Source organism: Curtobacterium sp. MCSS17_015 (assembly GCF_003234265.2).
In the GTDB taxonomy this organism is placed as follows: domain Bacteria; phylum Actinomycetota; class Actinomycetes; order Actinomycetales; family Microbacteriaceae; genus Curtobacterium.
In genome coordinates, this window is the sequence record NZ_CP126256.1 from 2,211,259 (window position 1) to 2,231,487 (window position 20,229).

The 20,229-nt window shown below is 71.7% G+C and carries 14 protein-coding genes, 1 tRNA gene, 1 other RNA gene and 1 pseudogene; 3 read left to right on the forward strand and 14 right to left on the reverse strand.

From position 1 onward, the window contains the following. Positions 1-68: 68 nt before the first annotated feature. The 11 genes and pseudogenes from DEJ18_RS10390 to ffs form a co-directional block, all read right to left on the reverse strand. Positions 69-704 (reverse strand): thymidine kinase, encoded by a 636-nt coding sequence (locus tag DEJ18_RS10390; protein ID WP_111210892.1) that lies wholly within the window; start codon positions 702-704, stop codon positions 69-71. Continuing rightward, complete coding sequence (locus DEJ18_RS10395; protein WP_258371057.1) at positions 704-1,405, reverse strand: DNA-binding response regulator; 702 nt, start codon at positions 1,403-1,405, stop codon at positions 704-706. Before DEJ18_RS10395 ends, DEJ18_RS10390 begins: the two co-directional genes overlap by 1 nt. Further along, positions 1,392-2,561, reverse strand: a complete 1,170-nt coding sequence (locus DEJ18_RS10400; RefSeq protein WP_111210891.1) for a hypothetical protein — start codon at positions 2,559-2,561, stop codon at positions 1,392-1,394. Before DEJ18_RS10400 ends, DEJ18_RS10395 begins: the two co-directional genes overlap by 14 nt. Next, positions 2,558-3,805, reverse strand: a complete 1,248-nt coding sequence (locus DEJ18_RS10405) for a sensor histidine kinase (RefSeq protein WP_111210890.1) — start codon at positions 3,803-3,805, stop codon at positions 2,558-2,560. Before DEJ18_RS10405 ends, DEJ18_RS10400 begins: the two co-directional genes overlap by 4 nt. Positions 3,806-4,292: 487 nt before the next feature. Continuing rightward, positions 4,293-5,378, reverse strand: a pseudogene (locus DEJ18_RS10410) (Rv2578c family radical SAM protein); the annotation flags it as partial. 46 nt (positions 5,379-5,424) lie between these two features. Then, on the reverse strand, positions 5,425-6,912 hold the full coding sequence (locus tag DEJ18_RS10415) for a malate:quinone oxidoreductase (RefSeq protein WP_111080588.1): 1,488 nt from the start codon (positions 6,910-6,912) through the stop codon (positions 5,425-5,427). Positions 6,913-7,046: 134 nt separating this feature from the next. Beyond that, on the reverse strand, positions 7,047-8,105 hold the full coding sequence (locus DEJ18_RS10420; RefSeq protein WP_111210889.1) for an aspartate-semialdehyde dehydrogenase: 1,059 nt from the start codon (positions 8,103-8,105) through the stop codon (positions 7,047-7,049). Between the two features lie 20 nt (positions 8,106-8,125). Next, the gene (locus tag DEJ18_RS10425) at positions 8,126-9,391 is read right to left on the reverse strand and encodes an aspartate kinase (protein WP_111080590.1); all 1,266 of its coding nucleotides are present in this window, start codon (positions 9,389-9,391) and stop codon (positions 8,126-8,128) included. Positions 9,392-9,508: 117 nt separating this feature from the next. Then, positions 9,509-10,108, reverse strand: a complete 600-nt coding sequence (recR, locus tag DEJ18_RS10430; protein ID WP_111080591.1) for a recombination mediator RecR — start codon at positions 10,106-10,108, stop codon at positions 9,509-9,511. Next, positions 10,108-13,101 carry a DNA polymerase III subunit gamma and tau gene (locus DEJ18_RS10435; RefSeq protein ID WP_111210888.1) on the reverse strand — a complete coding sequence of 998 codons (2,994 nt, stop codon included), beginning with the start codon at positions 13,099-13,101 and terminating at the stop codon, positions 10,108-10,110. Before DEJ18_RS10435 ends, recR begins: the two co-directional genes overlap by 1 nt. Positions 13,102-13,195: 94 nt before the next feature. Continuing rightward, positions 13,196-13,292: signal recognition particle sRNA small type (gene ffs, locus DEJ18_RS10440), an RNA gene on the reverse strand. A gap of 37 nt (positions 13,293-13,329) precedes the next feature. Between ffs and DEJ18_RS10445 the strand changes: the two genes are divergently transcribed. Then, entirely contained in the window at positions 13,330-14,004 is a 675-nt protein-coding gene (locus DEJ18_RS10445; RefSeq protein ID WP_111210887.1) for an NAD(P)H-binding protein, read from the forward strand. Positions 14,005-14,141: 137 nt separating this feature from the next. Here DEJ18_RS10445 and DEJ18_RS10450 read toward each other — a convergent pair whose 3' ends face one another. Both DEJ18_RS10450 and pta read right to left on the reverse strand, forming a co-directional pair. After that, positions 14,142-15,338 (reverse strand): acetate/propionate family kinase, encoded by a 1,197-nt coding sequence (locus DEJ18_RS10450; RefSeq protein WP_111210886.1) that lies wholly within the window; start codon positions 15,336-15,338, stop codon positions 14,142-14,144. Then, entirely contained in the window at positions 15,335-17,464 is a 2,130-nt protein-coding gene (gene pta, locus DEJ18_RS10455; RefSeq protein WP_111210885.1) for a phosphate acetyltransferase, read from the reverse strand. The genes DEJ18_RS10450 and pta overlap by 4 nt, the downstream gene beginning before the upstream one ends. 164 nt (positions 17,465-17,628) lie before the next feature. Here pta and DEJ18_RS10460 point away from each other — a divergent pair. Both DEJ18_RS10460 and DEJ18_RS10465 read left to right on the forward strand, forming a co-directional pair. After that, positions 17,629-17,713: transfer RNA gene (locus tag DEJ18_RS10460), tRNA-Ser, on the forward strand. A 321-nt stretch (positions 17,714-18,034) separates the two neighbouring features. Then, entirely contained in the window at positions 18,035-18,676 is a 642-nt protein-coding gene (locus tag DEJ18_RS10465; protein WP_146241589.1) for a hypothetical protein, read from the forward strand. Between the two features lie 25 nt (positions 18,677-18,701). Here the strand turns inward: DEJ18_RS10465 and DEJ18_RS10470 are convergent, their stop codons facing one another. Beyond that, positions 18,702-19,958 carry a multidrug effflux MFS transporter gene (locus tag DEJ18_RS10470; protein ID WP_111210883.1) on the reverse strand — a complete coding sequence of 419 codons (1,257 nt, stop codon included), beginning with the start codon at positions 19,956-19,958 and terminating at the stop codon, positions 18,702-18,704. Positions 19,959-20,229: the final 271 nt, after the last annotated feature.

Here is a 20,229-nt window from a genome sequence, read left to right on the forward strand (position 1 = left end):
GGTGCCCGCGACGTGTCGGACGGGAAGCCCGCGACGGCTCCGGCCCGCGCCTCCCGTCCGTCCGGCGCTCAGCGCCCGGTCTCGCCGTCCAACCGACCGCCCGACTCGGTGAGGTAACAGTTGGCGCAGAGGGACTCGTACTCGACGTCGACGCCGTCGATCGCGACCTGTGACCCGTCGAACACGAACCGTCCGTCGACCTTCCGCGCGTTGAACACGGCCTTGCGGCCACACCGGCAGATGGTCTTGAGCTCCTCGAGGGAGTGCGCGACCTCGAGGAGACGTCGGCTCCCCGGGAACGCCTCGGTCCGGAAGTCGGTGCGGATGCCGTACGCGAGGACCGGGATGTCGTCGAGGACGGCGATGCGCAGCAGGTCGTCGACCTGCCGCGGGGTGAGGAACTGCGCCTCGTCGACGAGCACGCAGCTCACCGGACGGACCATGCCGTCCAGCCGGTCTGACGCCGGGTCGGTCGCACCCGCGTCGGCGACGGCGGCGCGGACGTCCGCGTCGGCGGACAGCACGACGTCCACGGTGCGGGTCACCCCGAGCCGTGACACGATCTCACGGTCGCCCTTGGTGTCGACGCTGGGTTTCGCGAGCAGGACGCGCTGCCCCCGCTCCTCGTAGTTGTACGCAGCCTGCAGGAGCCCGGTGCTCTTGCCGCTGTTCATCGCGCCGAAGCGGAAGTAGAGCTTTGCCACTAGGCGAGGAACCCGTCCTCCGCCGCACGACGGATGAGGTCCGACTTCTTCGACGCCGGCCGGCCGACCTTGGCGTACTTCTCGCGGACGCGCCGGAGGTACGTCTTCGCGGTCTCGTACTGCACGTTCATCTGCGCGGCGACCTCGTTCGTCGAGTAGCCGGACACGTAGAGACGGAGCGCCTCTTCCTCACCGTGACTGAGCTTCGGACGCTGGTGCGCACTGGCACCGGTGGGCAGCGGCCGCCACTCCCGCTGTGCCGGCGTCTCGCGAGCGACGCCCATGACCTCGCGCGCGATGTCCATGACCTCGCGCATCGGCAGGGACTTCGACAGGAACGCCGCTGCACCGGCCGCCAGGGACCGGTCGCGGGACTCACGGGCGTCGACGCTGGAGAGCACGATCACCTTCGCCCCGGCCGCTCGGCAGGTCCGGACGCGGGCCTCGATCGACACCGGCTCCTTGAGCTGGAAGTCGAGGAACACCAGGTCGGTCGGGAAGCTGTCGCTGTGCACCATCTCGAGCCAGGTGTGCGCGGTGAGTGCCAGGTCGAAGTCGAAGGCGTTCACCGCGATCCAGCTCGACAGGCTGTCGAGCAGGACCTCGTGGTCGTCGAGGATGGCCAAGCGCACCCGGCGGGAACCCGGGGTCGGCATGGCGGGACCGCCCTCCGGGAACCGGGTCGGGTCAGTGCTGGTCATACGAGAACCTTAATGTCAGGGACGATGGTCGGACGGCGACGTCGAGGTCGGGGAACGTCACCCGGAGGACGGCGAAGTACGGGTCGAACGCGCGGTGGATGCCGACGTCCGAGTCGGCCACGGCGACGTCGAAGGTCATGGTGACCGGTGGTGACCCACCGCTGGCCCGGTCCTGCGGAGCGACGGCCACCCGGATGCCGGCGGGGTCGACCGTGTCGGCGGCGAGCACCGCGCGCACGAAGGTGCGGACGACGGTCCGCTGGTCCGCGTCCATCGCCGCGGCGAGGCCGTGCGGATCGTCGACGGTGGCCGCGGCGTCACCCGCGACGCGGACGGCGTACTCGAGCCAGGTCCGGTCCGCCTCGGCGACCATGACGCGCCGGATGCCGTCGGCGATGTCGCGCGCCCGGGCCCGGTCGGCGTCGGTGACCGACGCCCGCGTCCGGAGCTCGGCGAAGAACGGGGCGACGTCCCGCGCGAGGATCGTCGACCGGTCCTGCTGCACGCTCGCCGTGATGCCGTCGCGTTCGGCTCGCTCGACCGAGTACGAGCCGGCCCGGATCTGCACCCGCTCCGCCAGTCCGGCGAAGGTGTGGGCGAAGACGGCAGCCGCCGCGGTGAGGACCAGGGTCGGCGCCGCAGCGAGGAACGCGGCCACCGGCACCGGGACGCCCGCCGGGTGCACGAACGCCACCGTCCCGCCGGTCGCGGCGTTGACGGCTGCGAGCCCGATCCCGCCGACGACCAGGTCCGTCCAGGGACGGTACGGGGCGACCGCGACGACGCCCACCGCACTCAGCAGCACCATGAAGTCGTTCACGAGCGACCGGTCCGGGCCCCACTGCGCCGCAGCACTCGTCACGGTCGCGAGCGCGAGCAGCGCGACGTGGGCGATGAACGCCCACCTCGTGAACGGGGCACGGAACGGACTGGAGGCGCTGATCACCACGACCGCGGAAGCGGCGAGCAGCAGGACGGTCAGGGCGCTGAGCGTCGGACTGCCGAGGACGTCCCGGTCGAGGAGTGACACGAGGGAAGCCCACAGCACCCCACCGGCACCGAGCACGACGGCGAGCGGCCGGGACCCCATCGCGCCGAGCGGGTCGTACTGCTGCGCGGTCCGGCGACTCGACCCGCGCTGCCGTCCGGCGCTCACGAGGCACGCTCCACGTCGTCGTCGCCGTGCTGGAGGACCGGGACGGCTCCGGCCGCCGACGTGTACGGGACGCTCATCATGACGCTCGTGCCGGAGCCGGGCGAGGACCACACCTGCACCTCGCCACCGACACGGCCGACGCGCTCCCGCACGGAGTTGCGGAGGCCCATGCGGTCGGCTCCGGTGGCCTGCTCGTCGAACCCGCGGCCGTCGTCGACGACCATCACGGTGCACGCGACGCCGTCGTCGAAGACGCTGACCTCGGCCGCGTCGGTGCCCGCGTGCTTCCGGACGTTGGTCAGGCACTGCGCGACCGCGCGGAGGAGCGCCGTCATCGCGCGGGGATCGAGCCGGGCGACCGAGACGGGGTCCCCGGTGACGGTCACCTGGAGGCCGGTCTCGCGTTGCTCGGCGAGCATCCGCTCGAAGGCGGCGACCGCTCCCGCCGTCGCGTCGTCGGCGGTCGGCTCGGTGGTGGAGGCGTCGCCGGCGAGCCACGCCCGTCCGGTGAGCATCGCGACGTCGGACTCCATCGTCTGCGCGAGGTGCTCGTCCATCGGGCCGGCCGGAGCCAGCGCGATCGCGTTGAGGTGGTTCAGGACGGTGTCGTGCAGGATCGCCGCCGCCTCCGCTTCGATGCCGGCGCGGTAGGCCGTCACGTGCTCTTCACGCGCCGACCGCAGCAACTCGGGCTGGATCCGCTCGGAGCGGGCGGTGGAGCGGCTGACCGCCAGCACCAGTCCGATCACGAAGCCGAGTGTCACCCAGGCGAGCACGAGCGGGTGGTCGGGACCGCCGGCCTGTGCCGCGGCGATCGACGTCACGACGCGTCCGACGACGAAGCCCGACACGGACCAGATCACCACGCGCACGGTCCCGCTACCGGATCCGCCGATGAGCACGAGCGGTACGACGACGAGCGAGAGCAGGTACGACGTCACCCACGGGACCTCGGCGAGTTCGCGCTGCACGACCGTCGCGAACCAGTACGAGCAGAGGCCACCGACGACGAGGAACGCGGCGGCCGACCGCCAGGTGCCGACGTGGACGTGCACCCCGATCATGACGAGCATCGGCACGACGGCGAGCACCGCTCCGAACACGTGGTCGGACGGCGCGTCGATCCGGTAGAGCAGGAGGAGCAGGGCGGCTGCGACGAGGGACCCGATCGCAGCCGCGTGGAAGGCGCGCACGGTCGACCACGCGTTCACCCGTGGGGCGAGATGCGTGGGGATGCCGAGCACCGGGGCCGTCCTTCCGTGCGGTTGAGGGGTCACGGAGCACCCGGTCACCGGGTGCTCACCGCTACCGCAGGCCGTGGGGCGGCCTGCCGGACGCGGGGGCGCCGTCTTCGATCCAACCACGATGGGCACGGTCGTGTACCCCGATCGGTTCGTCCGGAGGCGGACTCGACCATGGTAGCGGCGACCACCGACCCTTCACTGTCCCCCGGAAGCGGGATCGACGATCAGAAGAGGCGCGGTGCCGTCGTGGCCGTGGTCACTGCTGCTGCCGCGGTCCGCGCCGCCGCCGTCCGTGCCGCCGCGTCCCGTGCCGCCGCCGTCCGTGCCGCCGCCGTCCGTGCCGCCGCCGTCGGTGCCGCCGCCGTCCGTGCCGTCGAGCGGAACGGACCCACCGCACCCGTTCCGTCCGACGCGACGGTGCCGTTGCCGACCCCCGTTCCACTCCCGACCCGCACCCCCAACCACGATGGGCACGGACGGCGGCGGCACCGACGGCGGCGGCCGGACGGTACTCGGCCCGGTGCGTGTAGCCCGGGTCCGACCGTTTCAGCGGCGACTGGTCGGACGTGCGCGGTACGGCGTCGTCGGAGAACCCCATCGAACCGGTCGCCGGGTCGACCCGTCCGAGGGACAGCCCGTGCTCGTGCAGGATCGGACGGACGCGTTCCGCCAGCCACCGCCGGTAGTCCTTCGGGGCGTAGGTGTTGTCGAGGTACATCGCCCGGTAGCGGCCGAGGAGGTCGGGGTGGGTCCGGCCGAGCCACTCGTACCACCAGGGCTTGATGCCCGGTTTGAGGTGCAATGCGGAGTACATCAGGCTCGTGGCGCCCGAGGCCGCGGCCCGCCCGACCGCGTCCTGCAGGTGCGCTCGGGTGTCCGTGATGTACGGCAGGACCGGCATGAGGAACACCGAGCAGTCGAGCCCGGCGTCACGCACCGCCCTGACGGTCGCCAGGCGTGCGGAGGTCGTGGGCGTCCCCGGCTCCACCGACTGCTGCAGGTCGTCGTCGTACACGGCGATCGACATGGCGATGTCGACGGGCACCGACTTCGCCGCCTCGGCCAGGAGCGGGATGTCCCGACGGAGCAGACTGCCCTTCGTCAGGATGCTGAACGGCGTGCCCGAATCGGCGAGCGCCCGGATGATCCCGGGCATCAGCCGGTACCGACCCTCGGCCCGCTGGTACGGGTCGGTGTTCGTCCCGAGCGCCACCGGGTGACGGTCCCAGCTCGGCTTCGCGAGTTCCCGGGTCAGGACGTCCGCGACGTTCGTCTTCACGACGATCTGCTGGTCGAAGTCGGCCCCGCCGTCGAACTCCAGGTACGTGTGGGTCGGGCGGGCGAAACAGTACACGCACGCGTGACTGCACCCGCGGTAGGGGTTGATCGTCATGCCCCAGGTGCCGCCGTCCGCTCCCCCGACCTTGTTCAGCGCCGACTTCGCCAGGACCTCGTGGAAGGTCACGCCGGCGAACTCGGGCGTCGTCACACTCCGGACGAACCCGCTGTTCGACTCGAGCCCGGGGAGCATGTCGCTCCGCTCGGCCGTGATCGCCTGTCCGTCCCACCGCATACCTCCATTCGAACACACGTTCGAACGAGGCGCAAGGTGTGGCTCGTCAGCGGCGCAGCCCGAGCACCGATGCGGTCCGGTCGAGCGTCGCGCTCGCCAGGGCCGCGTCGTCGCCCAGGTCCTGCCCGTAGGTCGGGACCATCTCGCGCACGGCACCCTGCCAGCCGTCCCACCGGTCCGGGAAGCACTTGCGGAGGAGCCCGAGCATGATCGGCACCGCGGTCGAGGCGCCGGGCGACGCGCCGAGGAGCCCCGCGATCGAGCCGTCCGCCGACGTGATGACCTCGGTGCCGAACTGCAGCACGCCACCCTTGTCGGCATCGGGCTTGATCACCTGCACCCGCTGACCGGCCGTGATCCGGTGCCAGTGTTCCGGTCGGGCGCTCGGCATGAACTCGCGGAGCGCCTCGAACTTCGTGCGCTTGGACGCGAGGAGCTGACCGACCAGGTACTTCACGAGGTCGAGGTTCGAGAACGCGACGGCCAGCATCGGCCGCAGGTTGTGCGGGCGGATCGAGGCGAACAGGTCGAGGACGGAGCCCTGCTTGAGGAACTTCGGGCTGAACCCGGCGTAGGGCCCGAACATGAGTGAGGCCTTGCCGTCCACGATGCGGGTGTCGAGGTGGGGCACCGACATCGGCGGGGCACCGACGCTCGCCTTGCCGTAGACCTTCGCCGCGTGCCGCTGCACGACTTCGGGGTCGTCGGTGCGCAGGAACTCCCCGGACACCGGGAAGCCGCCGTAGCCGCGGATCTCCGGGATGCCCGACTTCTGCAGCAGCTGCAGCGCACCGCCTCCGGCCCCGACGAAGACGAACTTCGCGGCGACCCGCTGCTTCGAGCGCCCGACGTCGTTCATGACGTCGAGCACCCAGCCCTCGGAGACCTTCGAGCGGACGATCTTCGTCACGCGGTGCGAGGGCTCGAACTGCAGGCCCTCGATCTCCAGGTGGTCGAACAGCTGCCGGGTGAGCGAGCCGAAGTCGACGTCGGATCCCGCGGCCGAGTACGTCGCCGCGATCGGCTGGTCCTTCCTGCGCCCGGGGATGAGCGCCGGTGCCCACTTCCGGATCTGCTCGGCGTCCTCGCTGTACTCGAGCCCGGCGAACAGGGGGTGGTCCTTCATGGCGTCGTACCGGGCCCGCATGTAGGCCACGTTGTCCGCGCCCCAGACGAAGGAGATGTGCGGCGTCGGGTTGATGAAGCTCGTCGGGTCGGGCAGCGTTCCGTCCTCGACCAGGTGGGACCAGAACTGCCGCGAGACCTGGAACTGCTCGTTGACCGTGACGGCCTTCGCGATCTCCACACGGCCGTCCGGCAGTTCGGGGGTGTAGTTGAGCTCGCAGAGCGCCGAGTGTCCGGTCCCGGCGTTGTTCCACGGGTTCGAGGACTCCTGCGCCGCGCTGCCCAGCCGCTCGTACACGCGGATCGTCCAGTCCGGCTCGAGCCGGTGGATGATCGCGGCGAGGGTGGCGCTCATGATCCCTCCGCCGACGAGGACGACATCGATGGGGTCCACCTGCTTCACTGCCACCCGTCGAGCCTACCGCCGCCGCACGTGAGCACCCCACGACGCCACGGGAGGCCCGGTACCACCTGGTACCGGGCCTCCCCTGGCGTCAGCGGTCACGACGGGCCGTTCGGGCGCCGTCCCGCGGCCCCGGCGCGTCAGACGGTGGCCGCGCGTCGCGCGACGACGACCTCGGCGATCTGCACGGCGTTGAGCGCGGCGCCCTTCCGCAGGTTGTCGTTGCTGACGAAGAGCGCGAGCCCGCGGCCCACGGGGGCGGACTGGTCGGCGCGGATCCGTCCGACGAAGGACGGGTCCTGGCCGGCGGCCTGCAGCGGCGTCGGGACGTCGGAGAGCTCGACGCCGGGAGCACTCCCGAGCACCTCGGTCGCCCGCTCGGGCGACAGCGGCCGCTCGAACTCGGCGTGCACGGAGATGGAGTGCCCCGTGAAGACGGGGACGCGGACGCAGGTGCCCGCGACCAGCAGGTCCGGCAGGCCGAGGATCTTCCGGCTCTCGTTGCGGAGCTTCTTCTCCTCGTCGGTCTCACCCTCGCCGTCCTCGACGATGCTGCCCGCGAGCGGGACGACGTCGAAGGCGATCGGCCGGACGTACTTCACCGGCTCGGGGAAGGTGACGGCCGAGCCGTCGTGGGTGAGCGCTGCGGTGTCCTGCTCGAGGGCCGCACGGGCCTGTCCGAGCAGTTCCTCGACACCGGCCAGGCCGCTGCCGGACACTGCCTGGTACGTCGTCGCGACGAGACGGCGGAGGCCCGCCTCGGTGTCGAGCACCTTGAGGACCGGCATGATCGCCATCGTCGTGCAGTTCGGGTTCGCGATGATGCCCTTCTCGGCGGCGTCGATCGCGTCCGGGTTCACCTCGCTGACCACGAGCGGGACCTGCGGGTCCATCCGCCAGGCGCTGGAGTTGTCGATGACCAGCGCCCCCGCTGCAGCGAACCGCGGCGCGAGTGCGCGGGACGCGGTGGCACCGGCCGAGAAGAGCGCGATGTCGATGCCGGACGGGTCGGCGGTCTCGGAGTCCTCGACGACGATCTCCTCGCCGCGGAACGGCAGCGTGGTACCGGCCGAGCGGGCACTGGCGAAGAAGCGGACCGTGCTGGCCGGGAAGTCGCGCTCCTCGAGCAGACGGCGCATCACGGCGCCGACCTGTCCGGTGGCGCCGACGACGGCGACGGTGAGCTGGGTGTCGGTCATGGTCGTGCTCCTGCTCGGGTTCAGCGGCCGGTGCCGGCGTAGACGACGGCCTCGTTGTCGGCATCGAGGCCGAACGCCTCGTGCACGACGCGCATCGCGTCGTTGAGCGTGTCGGCGCGCGTGACGACCGAGATGCGGATCTCCGACGTCGAGATCATCTCGATGTTGATCGAGGCGTCGTGCAACGCGCGGAACAGCTGCGCCGAGACGCCGGCGTTCGTGCGCATGCCGGCACCGACCAGGGCGAGCTTGCCGATCTGGTCGTCGTACTGGATGCCCTCGTAGCCGATGTCGGACTTCGCGACCTCGAGCGCGGTGAGCACGGTCTGCCCCTGGTCCTTCGGCAGCGTGAACGAGATGTCGGTCCGACCGGTCGAGGCAGCCGACACGTTCTGCACGATCATGTCGATGTTGGCGCCGGCGCGCGCCACGATCGTGAAGATCTCGGCCGCCTTCCCCGGCTGGTCGGGCACGCCGACGACGGTGATCTTGCCCTCGGAGAGGTCGCCGGCGATGCCGGTGATGATCGGTTCTTCCACGGTTTCCCCCTCGGCAGGGTTGTAGACGATGGTGCCCTCGACGTTGCTGAACGAGGAACGGACGTGCAGGGTGACGCCGTGCCGTCGGGCGTACTCGACGGCACGGATGTAGAGGACCTTCGCGCCGGATGCCGCGAGCTCGAGCATCTCCTCGGTCGTGACGCGGTCGATCTTGCGGGCCTTCGGCACGATGCGCGGGTCGGCGGTGAAGATCCCGTCGACGTCGGTGTAGATCTCGCAGACGTCGGCCTCGAGCGCGGCCGCGAGGGCGACCGCCGTGGTGTCGGACCCACCGCGGCCGAGCGTGGTGATCTCGCCGGTGGTGCGGTTGAAGCCCTGGAAGCCCGCGACGATGGCGACGTGCCCGGCGTCGAGCGCTTCGCGGACGCGCTTCGGGGTGACGTCCACGATGCGGGCCTTGCCGTGCTGCGCGTCCGTGAGCATGCCCGCCTGGCTGCCCGTGTACGAGGACGCTTCGACCCCGAGGCTCTTGATCGCCATCGCGAGGAGCGCCATCGAGATCCGCTCCCCCGCGGTCAGGAGCATGTCGAGCTCGCGGCCGGCCGGGATCGGGGTGACCTCGTGTGCCAGGTCGACGAGTTCGTCGGTCGTGTCGCCCATCGCGGAGACCGCCACGACGACGTCGTTGCCGGCCTTCTTCGTCTCGACGATGCGCTTCGCGACGCGCTTGATGCTCTCGGCATCCGCGACGGACGAACCACCGAACTTCTGCACGATCAAGGCCACGGGCACGCACTCCTGGGGACGGTTCACCGCGACGTCACGCGGCTCGACGATCGTAGCCGGTGTTCCTCGGATGTTGCGTCGGGGCCGGTCGGCACGCAACGATCCCGCGCGGTGGGATCAGCCGCCGACGACCCGACGACCCTCGAACGCGCGACCCAGGGTGACCTCGTCGGCGTACTCCAGGTCGCCGCCGACCGGCAGACCGGACGCCAACCGGGTGGTGCGGATGCCCATCGGCACGAGGAGTCGACTGAGGTAGGTGGCGGTCGCCTCACCCTCGAGGTTCGGGTCGGTGGCGATGATGACCTCGTCGACGGTGCCGTCGGCCAGCCGCACCATGAGCTGCTGGATCCGGAGGTCGTCCGGACCGACGCCGTCGATGGGGCTGATGGCGCCGCCGAGCACGTGGTAGAGGCCACGGAACTCCCGGGTGCGTTCGATCGCGGCCACGTCCTTGGCCTCCTCGACCACGCAGATCGTGCTCGGCGACCGGCGCGGGTCACGGCAGATGCTGCAGCGGACGTTCTCGGTGACGTTGCCGCACACCTCGCAGAACCGCACCTTCTCCTTGACCTCGCCGAGGAGCTCGGAGAGGCGCGTGGGGTCGAACGACTCGGTCTGGAGGATGTGGAAGGCGATCCGCTGCGCCGACTTCGGGCCGATGCCGGGCAACCGCCCGAACTCGTCGATGAGGTCCTGCACGATGCCGTCGTACATCAGACACTCCCCTCGGTCAGTGACGTCTCCTCGATGAACTGCGCGCCGAGGATCTCCCGCACGACGGCTTCACCGTAGCGACCGGGGACGGCGGTCCGGCGCACGGCAGCGGGTTGCCCGCCCGCGGGCTGCTGCCGATGCGGCGGTGCGGGCTGCTGCTCCGGTGCGCGCCGAGGTGCGGACTGCGGCGTCGCCGACCGGGGCGGTGCGGACTGCCCGGGACTCACCGGGGTCCGCGGGCTCTGCTGCGGGTCACGTCGACCGCCGCCCGGACCAGGGTCGGGGAACGGCGCGCCGTCGTCGAACGGTTCGTCGTCGAGCGGGTAGTCGTCGACCGGTACGGCGTCCGACAGCGGGCCCGGACGGCTCTGGCCCGCAGCGCTGCGGGGAGGCCCGGCCTGGGCGGGCGCGTCGGCCGCGGTCGCGTCGGCGGCGGTCCCCCGGTCGTCACCCCCGCTCGGTGCGTGATCGCTCCTGGTCGGAGCACCGGGAGCAGGAGGCGTGGCCGGCTGCGCGGACGCGCGCGGCGTCTCACGCTCGGCCGGGGCCACGGTGGCATCGACGGGGACGGCACCGAAGGGAGCGGCCCACGAGGGCTCGACGTCCTCGGGGACGGCACCGGCGGTCGGGTCCGAGGCGGGGATCGTGGCGACGGCCCACTCGGTCACGGGGCCGGAGTCCTGGGGCTCGCTCGGGGTCGGCTGCTCCGGGGCTCGCTGCTCCGGGGCTCGCTGCTCGGGGGCTCGTTGCTCCGGGGCTCGCTGCTCCGTCGATGCCGGGACCGCGGGCGCCCCCGGTTCCGGACGGGTCCGAGTCGCGGGGCCACCCGCCGCCGGACCGGGGTGAGCCGGCGCGGTCTGCGCCTGTCCGGTCGACGACTGCACCGTCGGCGCTGCCTGCGCGGGACGACGCTGCGCCGGAGCACCCTGCGCCGGGAGACCCTGCGACGGGACGCCCTGTGCCGGAGCATCGGGAACCGGCGTGCTCGACGGTCGTGCGCCACCGCCGGGGGCAACGCCACCACCGGGGCCGCGGGCCACGAACTTCACGCGGAACCCGAGGACGTCGGTGATCGCGGTCCGCAGATGTTCGCTGACGCTGGTGTTCGGGTCGCTCATCTCCTTGAACGACGCCACGTCCTGCTGGCTCGGGAACGTCAGGGTGAGGACGTCGTCCTTGAGCGCGGTGACCTGCGCCGTCGCGACGACCGCCCACGCAGAGCGCTTCGCGCGCTGCACGTGCTCGACGATCTGCGGCCAGGTGTCGCGCATCTGCTGCAGGCCCACCGGAGTGACGGGCCGGACGGCGGGTTCGTCACCGATGACGGTTCCGACGCCGGTGGACGACGGCGACGCCTGCCCCGCGGCTGGCGGAGACGAGGAGGCGGCGGGCTCAGGGGTGCTCTCGGGGACGGCGGCAGCCCAGGAAGCGGCGGCGTCCCGGGCGGCGTCACCGGTCGAGGCGTTCGTCGGGACGCCCGCCTGCTCCGTCGCGTTCGCGGCAGGTGCGGGGGCAGCGGGGTGTCGCTCGGCGGACCTGGCGACGCCGTCGCCGGAGGTCGTGTTCGGCCCGGTCGCGCTCGGTGCGGTGACGCGCGACCCGGTGGTGCCCGGGGCAGCAGTGCCGGACGCGGCGGTGCCCGACGCGGTGGTGCCCGGGGCAGCAGTGCCGGACGCGGCGGTGCCCGACGCGGCGGTGCCCGACGCGGTGGTGCCCGTCACGGCGGTGCCGGACGCGGTCAGCGGCTCAGGACGAGGCTCGGCGGCGGTCGTCGGGGCAGGCGCTGCGGCCGGCGTCACCGCCGGTCCGGCCTGGTGCCCGCCGGCGTCACCGACCCCGACGCGGCGCTCGAGCCGCTCGACGCGGGCGAGCGCGCCACGCTGGGTGTCGTCGGCCTCCGGCACGAGCATCCGCGCGACCATGAGCTCGAGGTGCAGTCGGGGCGAGGTCGCTCCGGTCATCTCGGTCAGGGCGCGGTTGGCGATGTCGGCGCCACGGGACAGCGCGGTCGCCCCGAACACCCCGGCCTGCCGCGACATGGTGTCGAGTTCTTCGGGTGAGACCCCGCGCAGGACCGCACCGGCGCTCTCGTTGGTGGCCGCGACGACGATGAGGTCGCGCAGCCGTTCGAGCAGGTCCTCGACGAAACGACGCGGGTCCTGCCCGGTCTGTACGACACGGTCGATGGCCGAGAACGCGGATGCGGGATCGGCCACGGCGAGCGCGTCGACGACGTCGTCGAGCAGCGCGGCGTCGGTGTACCCGAGGAGCGCGACGGCTCGCTCGTACGCGATCGCACCGTCTTCGCTGCCGGCCATCAGCTGGTCGAGCAGCGAGAGGGTGTCGCGCACCGAGCCACCACCGGCGCGCACGACGAGGGGCAGCACGCCCGGTGCGACGGAGACGGACTCCTGCGCGCAGAGCTGCTCGATGTACTCGAGCATCGTGGCGGGCGGGACGAGACGGAACGGGTAGTGGTGGGTGCGCGACCGGATCGTGCCGATGACCTTCTCGGGTTCGGTCGTCGCGAAGATGAACTTGACGTGCTCCGGCGGCTCCTCGACGAGCTTGAGCAGGGCGTTGAAGCCCTGCGGCGTGACCATGTGGGCCTCGTCGAGGATGAAGATCTTGTAGCGGTCACGAGCGGGCGCGAAGACGGCGCGGTCGCGGAGGTCGCGTGCGTCGTCGACGCCGTTGTGGCTCGCCGCGTCGATCTCGATGACGTCGAGCGATCCGCCACCACCACGGGCGAGTTCGACGCAGCTGGGGCAGACGCCGCACGGGGTGTCGGTCGGCCCCTCGGCACAGTTCAGGCAGCGGGCGAGGATGCGGGCCGACGTGGTCTTGCCGCACCCGCGCGGGCCGCTGAACAGGTAGGCGTGGTTGACACGGTTCGTCCGGAGCGCGGTGCGGAGCGGGTCCGTGACCTGCGACTGCCCGATGAGCTCGGCGAAGTTCTCGGGCCGGTAACGGCGATACAGGGCGGTGACCACGCGACCAGGGTAGTCGGCACCGCCGACACCTCGGCACCGCTGTCCACAGGCCACCAGAGGCGCCCCGGAAGACCGAGAAGAACCCTCCAGGAACGAAGAAGACTCCTCACGCACCCGCCAGAGCCCGGTTACCCTTGCTGCGTTTCCGCCCTGGGGGAGTTGGCCTGGATGGCGTCACGTGAGGAGCCGCTGAACACTCTACCGGACGGAAGGAGCAGCATCGAACCCATGAAGATCGCCATCGCCGGAGGCCACGGGAAGATCGCCCTGATCCTCGAACGCCTCATCACCGACGCCGGTCACGACGCCGTCGGCATCGTCCGCAACCCCGCACACGTCTCCGACGTCGAACAGACCGGTGCGAAGGCGCTCGTCGCCGACCTCGAGCAGCTGTCGGAGGAGGAACTCGCGCTCCGTCTGCGCGGGTTCGACGCGGTGGTCTTCGCTGCCGGCGCGGGCCCGGGCAGCGGGGCCGAGCGCAAGCTCTCGGTCGACCGGGATGCGGCCGTGCTGCTGGCGGAGGCCGCCGTGCGGTTGGACATCGACCGCTACGTGATGATCTCGGCGATGGGGGCCGACGCGTACGACCCCGAGGCCGCGAAGCTCCCCGCCGAGGACGAGGAGGGCGTCTTCCAGGTCTACCTCCGCGCGAAGGCCGAGGCGGACGCCAACGTGCGGATGCGCCGGTTCCGGTGGACGATCATCCGTCCCGGCGGCCTCCTCGACACACCGCCGCAGGGCACCGTCACCGTCGGGACCACCGTCCCGCGCGGGTCGATCCCCCGCGCGGACGTCGCCGCGGTGGCCCTGCACGCCCTCCTCGACGACAGCGCGGTCGGCAAGCAGTTCGAGGTCACCAGCGGCGACACGCCGATCCCGGCCGCCCTGCACGCCCTCGGCTGAACTGACCCGGACGACGGACGGGAGGCCCGCCACCGGACCGGTGGCGGGCCTCCCGTCCCACAGGTGCCGACCCGGTGCCGGGACTGCCACGCCACACCATGTCCAACAGGTGCGGACCCGGTGCCGGGATGCGCGTGTCAGAGTGCGACGGCCGCTGACTGCCGGGCGATCTCGAGCTCCTCGTTCGTCGGGATGACGAGCACCTCGACGCGGGAGGCGTCCGTCGAGATCCGCCGGGCCTCCTTCGCGTGGAGTTCGTTGCGGTCCGGGTCGACCTCGATGCCGAGGTGCTCGAGTCCGGCGAGCACCCGACGACGGAGCAGCGCGTTGTTCTCCCCCACGCCGGCGGTGAAGACGACCGCGTCCAGCCCGCCGAGCTGGGCGGTGTAGGCACCCACGTAGCGGCGGATGCGGTGGCGGTAGACCGCGAGCGCGGCCTCGGCGGTCTCGTCGCCGTTGCTCGCCGCCTCCTGCACGTCGCGCATGTCACCGCTGCCGGTGAGGCCGAGCAGGCCGGACTGCTTGTTGAGCATCGTGTCGAGGTCGTCGAAGGACAGGCCGGCCTCGCGATGCAGGTGGATGAGCACGGCCGGGTCGAGGTCGCCGGAGCGGGTGCCCATGACGAGGCCCTCGAGCGGTGTGAGCCCCATCGAGGTCTCGATCGAGCGACCGCCGTCGATTGCGGCGGCCGAGGCGCCGTTGCCGAGGTGCAGGACGATCGTCTTCAGCTCGGACAGCGGCCGGTCGAGGAACACCGCGGCCTGCTCGGAGACGTACTTGTGGCTCGTGCCGTGCATGCCGTAGCGACGGACCTGGTGCTGCTCGGCCAGGTCGGCCGGGATCGCGTAGGTGTACGCGTGCGGGGGCATCGTCTGGTGGAAGGCGGTGTCGAACACGGCGACGTGCGGGACGTCGTCGAAGACCTGCTTCGCGGCCCGGATCCCCTCGAGGTTGGCCGGGTTGTGCAGCGGCGCGAGGCTCGACAGGGCGTCGATCTCCTGCTCGACCTCGTCCGTCACGACGGTCGCGGCGTCGAACCGGGTGCCGCCGTGCACGACCCGGTGTCCGACGACGGCCGGCGGGTGCTCGTCGAACGAGGGACCGACCTTGTCGAACGCGTCGATCATGGCCTGGAACCCGGCGGCGTGGTCCGGCACCTCGGCGCCCTCGTTCGACGAGGTCTCCCCCGTCAGGGCGTTCGTGTGCTTCCACGAGCCGGTCGACTCGCCGATCCGCTCGACCAGGCCGGATGCGAGGGTCCGCTCGTCCTCGAGTTCGATGAGCTGGTACTTGAACGAACTCGAACCGGAGTTGACGACGAGGGCTGCGCTCACGAGGGGTCGCTTTCTGTGCGGGGTGCGGCGGCCGCGGTGCCGGCCTGGATGGCGGTGATCGCGACGGTGTTGACGATGTCGCTCACGAGGGCGCCGCGGGACAGGTCGTTGATCGGCTTGCGGAGGCCCTGCAGGACCGGACCGATCGCGACCGCGCCGGCGGAGCGCTGGACGGCCTTGTACGTGTTGTTGCCGGTGTTGAGGTCCGGGAAGATGAACACCGTCGCCTGGCCGGCGACCGGCGAACCGGGCATCTTGGCGCTCGCGACCGTCGGGTCGGCGGCGGCGTCGTACTGGATCGGCCCCTCGACGAGCAGGTCCGGCCGGCGCTCGCGGACGAACGCGGTGCCGGCGCGGACCTTGTCGACGTCGGCGCCGGAACCGCTGTCGCCGGTCGAGTAGCTGAGCATCGCGACCCGGGGCGCGATGCCGAACTGTGTCGCCGTCTCGGCGGACGAGATCGCGATGTCGGCGAGTTGCTCGCTGGTCGGGTCCGGGATCACCGCGCAGTCGCCGTAGACGAGGACCCGGTCGGCGAGCGCCATGAGGAACACGCTCGACACGATGGAGGTGTCCGGACGGGTCTTGATGATCTCGAACGACGGCCGGATGGTGTGCGCCGTGGTGTGCTTCGCGCCGGACACCATGCCGTCGGCGAGGCCGAGCTGCACCATCATCGTGCCGAAGTAGGACACGTCGGTCACGGTGTCGCGGGCGAGTTCGACGCTCATGCCCTTGTGGGCGCGGAGGGCCGTGTACTCCTGGGCGAACCGCTCGCGCAGGTCCGGGTCGAACGGGGAGAGCAGCTGCGCGCCGTCGAGGTCGAGCCCGAGCTCGGTCGCCCGGGCCCGGATGGCGGTCGGGTCGCCGAGGATCGTCAGCGCGCACACCTGCCGCTGCAGCAGGGTCGACGCCGCTCGCAGGATCCGGTCGTCGTCGCCCTCGGGCAGGACGATGTGCTTGCGGTGTTCGCGTGCCCGGTCGATGAGCCCGTGCTCGAACATCAGTGGCGTGACGACCCCGGAGGGCGTCAGCTGCAGTCGGTCGCGCAGGGCCTCGGCGTCGACGTGGCGCTCGAACAGGGCCAGCGCCAGGTCGGCCTTGCGGGGTGAGTCGGCGGCGAGACGACCGCGGGTCTGGGTGATCCGCATCGCGGTGTCGTACGTGCCGAGGCCGTTCTGGGCGATCGGCAGGGAGCTCGACAGGCCCTCGAGCAACCGGGACACCTGCGGGGCGGTCTCGAACCCGCCGTTGAGGATGACGCCGGCGAGGCTCGGGAACGTCTCGGACTCGTTCGCGAGGAGGGTCGCGATGAGGACGTCGTTGCGGTCGCCCGGGACGACCACGATGCCGCCCTCGATGAGCCGCGGGAGCACGTTCTCCATGCTCATGCCGGCGACGACCGTCCCGAGCGCCTCGCGGTCGAGCAGGGCTTCGTCCCCGCGGACGAGCGTCGCGTCGGTCGCGGCGAGGAGCGCGCGCACGGTCGGGGCGACCAGGACCGTGTCCTCCGGGATCGCCCACACGGGGGCGTCCGGGTGGTGGTCGCGCACCGCGGCGGTGACGCTCGCGACGATCGCGTCGAGGGCGTCCGGGTCGGCCCGGTTGACCACGACACCGAGGAGCTGGGCGTGCTCGGCGCGGAGTTCGCTCGTCGTGACGTCGGCGACCTGCGCCATGCCGTCCGCCGAACGGGCGCCACGTTCGGCGGAGTCGCGCCCGCCGAGCACGAGCAGCACGGGGGCACCGAGGTTCGCCGCGACCTTGGCGTTGAAGGACAGCTCGGTGGGGCTGCCGACGTCGGTGTAGTCGGACCCGAGGACGACCACCGCGTCGCAGCGGCGCTCCACCCCGGCGAAGCGGGTGAGGATCGTGGCGAGCGCGGCGTCCGGGTCGGCGTGCACGTCGTCGTAGGTGACACCGACGGCGTCGTCGTACGGGATGTCGACGGCGGTGTGCTGGAGCAACAGCTCGAGCACGTAGTCGGGCTCGTCGACCGACCGCGCGACGGGTCGGAAGACGCCCACGCGCCCCACGGTCCGGGCGAGGGTCTCGAGCACCCCGAGGGCGACGGTGCTCTTGCCGGTGTGTCCTTCTGCTGACGTGATGTAGATGCGGGTCGACACCCCTCCAGGCTAGACCTCGCCCGTGCGCGGACATCGGGAGGACCCGGCATGTGCACACACGTGCAGGTCGTGACCGAGGCGCGACGGGAGCAGCGCAGGTCCCGTGGTCGTGAGCACCGTCCAGGACCTGTACCATGGGGTGTCGTCACCGCGAGGTGGCGCCCGGAGGATTCGCCTAGTGGCCTATGGCGCACGCTTGGAAAGCGTGTTGGGTGCAAGCCCTCGGGGGTTCGAATCCCCCATCCTCCGCAGGATCATCACGACGACGAAGCCCCCGCCCCGTGCGGGGGCTTCGTCGTTGCCGGCCCCGCCGTGGACCGGTGTCACGTCGGTCCGGGAGGCCCGGAGTCGCCCCGGTCCCCCGGCCTGCGGACCGCCGCGCACCCCGGTCCGCCCCGACCCTCCGGAAAACGGCCGACGACCTGTGCTCGCCGTGGGCGGTCCCCTATGCTGACCGGACGAGCGAGCCGGAGGGACCCGGGTCGCCCGACCAGCATCGGACGGCAGGGGCGCCGTCGCGGGCCCGGCGCTCCGCCGTGCCCGTGCACTCCGGGGACGAGGAGACCAGCCGTGGGGGACATGACGGCGCGAGCGACACCGCTCGACACGAGGACCGCCGAGGAACTCGTACGACCACGGGCGTCACTCGTGCGCTCGACCGGACTGAGCATCGTGTTCTCGGCCCTGCCGATCGCGGTCGCGGTCGTCTGGTCTGCCGTCCCGACCGGGCTCTGGCTCGTGGTCGCCGCAGTCGTGCTCGTGCTCACCGCCGCGGTGCTCGTGGCCTACCTGCGGCTCCGCTCCTCGTACATCGCGGTGCACCCCGACCGGGTCACGATCCGCGGCGTGCTCTCCGGCACCCACACCTTCGCCCGCTCCCGCGTGCACGAACTCGTGCTCGTCACCCGACACGGGGTGTCCGCCGACCGGACCAGCCGTGACGTCGTCGCGCTCGACACCGCGGGCGAGGCGATGTTCCGCATCCGGGGCGACGTCTGGGGCGAAGCCGGTGTCGACCGGCTCGTGGACCGCCTCGACGTCCGGACGAGCAGCGTGGCGAAGGCGATGTCGGCACGTGAGTTCCAGCGACGCTGGCCGCGCCTCCGCGCCTGGTACGAGCAGCCGGTGGCGATGGTGCTCGTGGGCGGGGCGGCCGTCCTGACCGTCGGCGGTCTGCTCGTCGCGGAGACGGTCGGACTCGCGCGGAAGTGAGCGCCCGCCCGCCGCACCGCGGGCGTCAGTGCGACAGTGCCGGGACCGTCTTCGGCCGCACCACGAACCACAGCACCAGGATCGCGACGGACGCCGTCGTGCCCATCACCAGGGCCATCGGGGTCGCGGTCGAGATGCCGAGCAGCCCGACGACCGGCGAGATGAGCCCCGCGACACCGAAGTTGAGCGCCCCGAGGAGCGACGCCGCCGTACCCGCTTCCTTGCCGTGCGAGGCGAGGCCGATCACCTGCACGAGCGGGAACGAGAACCCGCAGGCGGCGATGTAGAACCAGAGCGGCACGAGCACCCCGACGAGGCCGGCGCCGAGCTGGTCGAGCACGACGATCGCGAGCGCCGCCAGGAACAGCGTGGCGGTCGAGCACGCGAGGATCCACTGCGGTCCGACGCGCTGGGCCAACCGTGACGAGATCTGCACGCCGAGCACGACCCCGACGGAGTTCACCGCGAAGAGCAGGCCGTACTGCTGGGCGTCGAGGCCGAACACCCCTTGGAACAGGAACGGCGACGCGCTGAGGTACGAGAACAGCCCGCTGAACACCATCGCGCCGATGAGGGCCACGCCGACGAAGATCCGGTCGGAGAACAGCGCCCGGTACCGCTGGCCGATCGTGGAGTGCCCGGCCTCCTGACGACGTTCCTCGGGGAGGGTCTCGACGATGAGCAGGATCGACGCGATGACGACCGCGAGCCCGTAGCAGGCGAGGAAGACGAAGATCCCGCGCCACGACACGAACCGGAGCATCTGCGAACCGATGAGCGGCGCGAGGATCGGGGCGAGCCCGTTCACCATGGCCAGTCGCGAGAGCATCCGGACGAGCGGCTTGCCGCCGAACAGGTCGCGGACGGTCGCCATCGCCACCACACCACCGGCCGCGGCGCCCATGCCCTGCAGGACGCGGAACAGCGCGAGCACCTCGACGTTCGGCGCGAGCGCGGCGCAGACCGAGGCGGTGACGTGCACGCTGGTCGCGATGATGAGCGGCAGCCGACGGCCGACCTTGTCGCTCCAGGGGCCCACCAGCAGCTGACCGATGGCGAACCCGAGGGTCGTCGCCGTGAGGGTGAGCTGGACCGCCCCCTCCGAGATGGAGAGGTCCCGCTCCAGCGAGGGGAACGCCGGCAGGTAGAGGTCGATCGTGAACGGCCCGAGCGCGGTGAGCGCCCCGAGCACGAAGACGTAGACCAGTCGCTGGCCCCGGGTGAGCGAGTCGCCCGGGTGCTTGATGACCTTGAGTGAGCCGGTGGTCGCAGGCGCGGACACGACGAGATCCTCCGAGGGGAGACGTGGGTGGGATCGGCCGCTCGAATCGATTCGGTCCGTTCCACCATGGTACGGGTCAGCCGGACACGTCGACAACCGTCGGCGGCGCCGTCCGCGTCCTCCGGACGCCGGTCCGTCATGCCGCCCGCACCCTTCCCGCCTCGGTGTGGTGACCTCCGACGCCGGGAGGCCCGTCCGTCTCCCGCACGCCGGTGCGGCGGACCCGTGGCCTGACCTGACCGTGCGGTACCGTCGGACTCCCGGCCGAGGC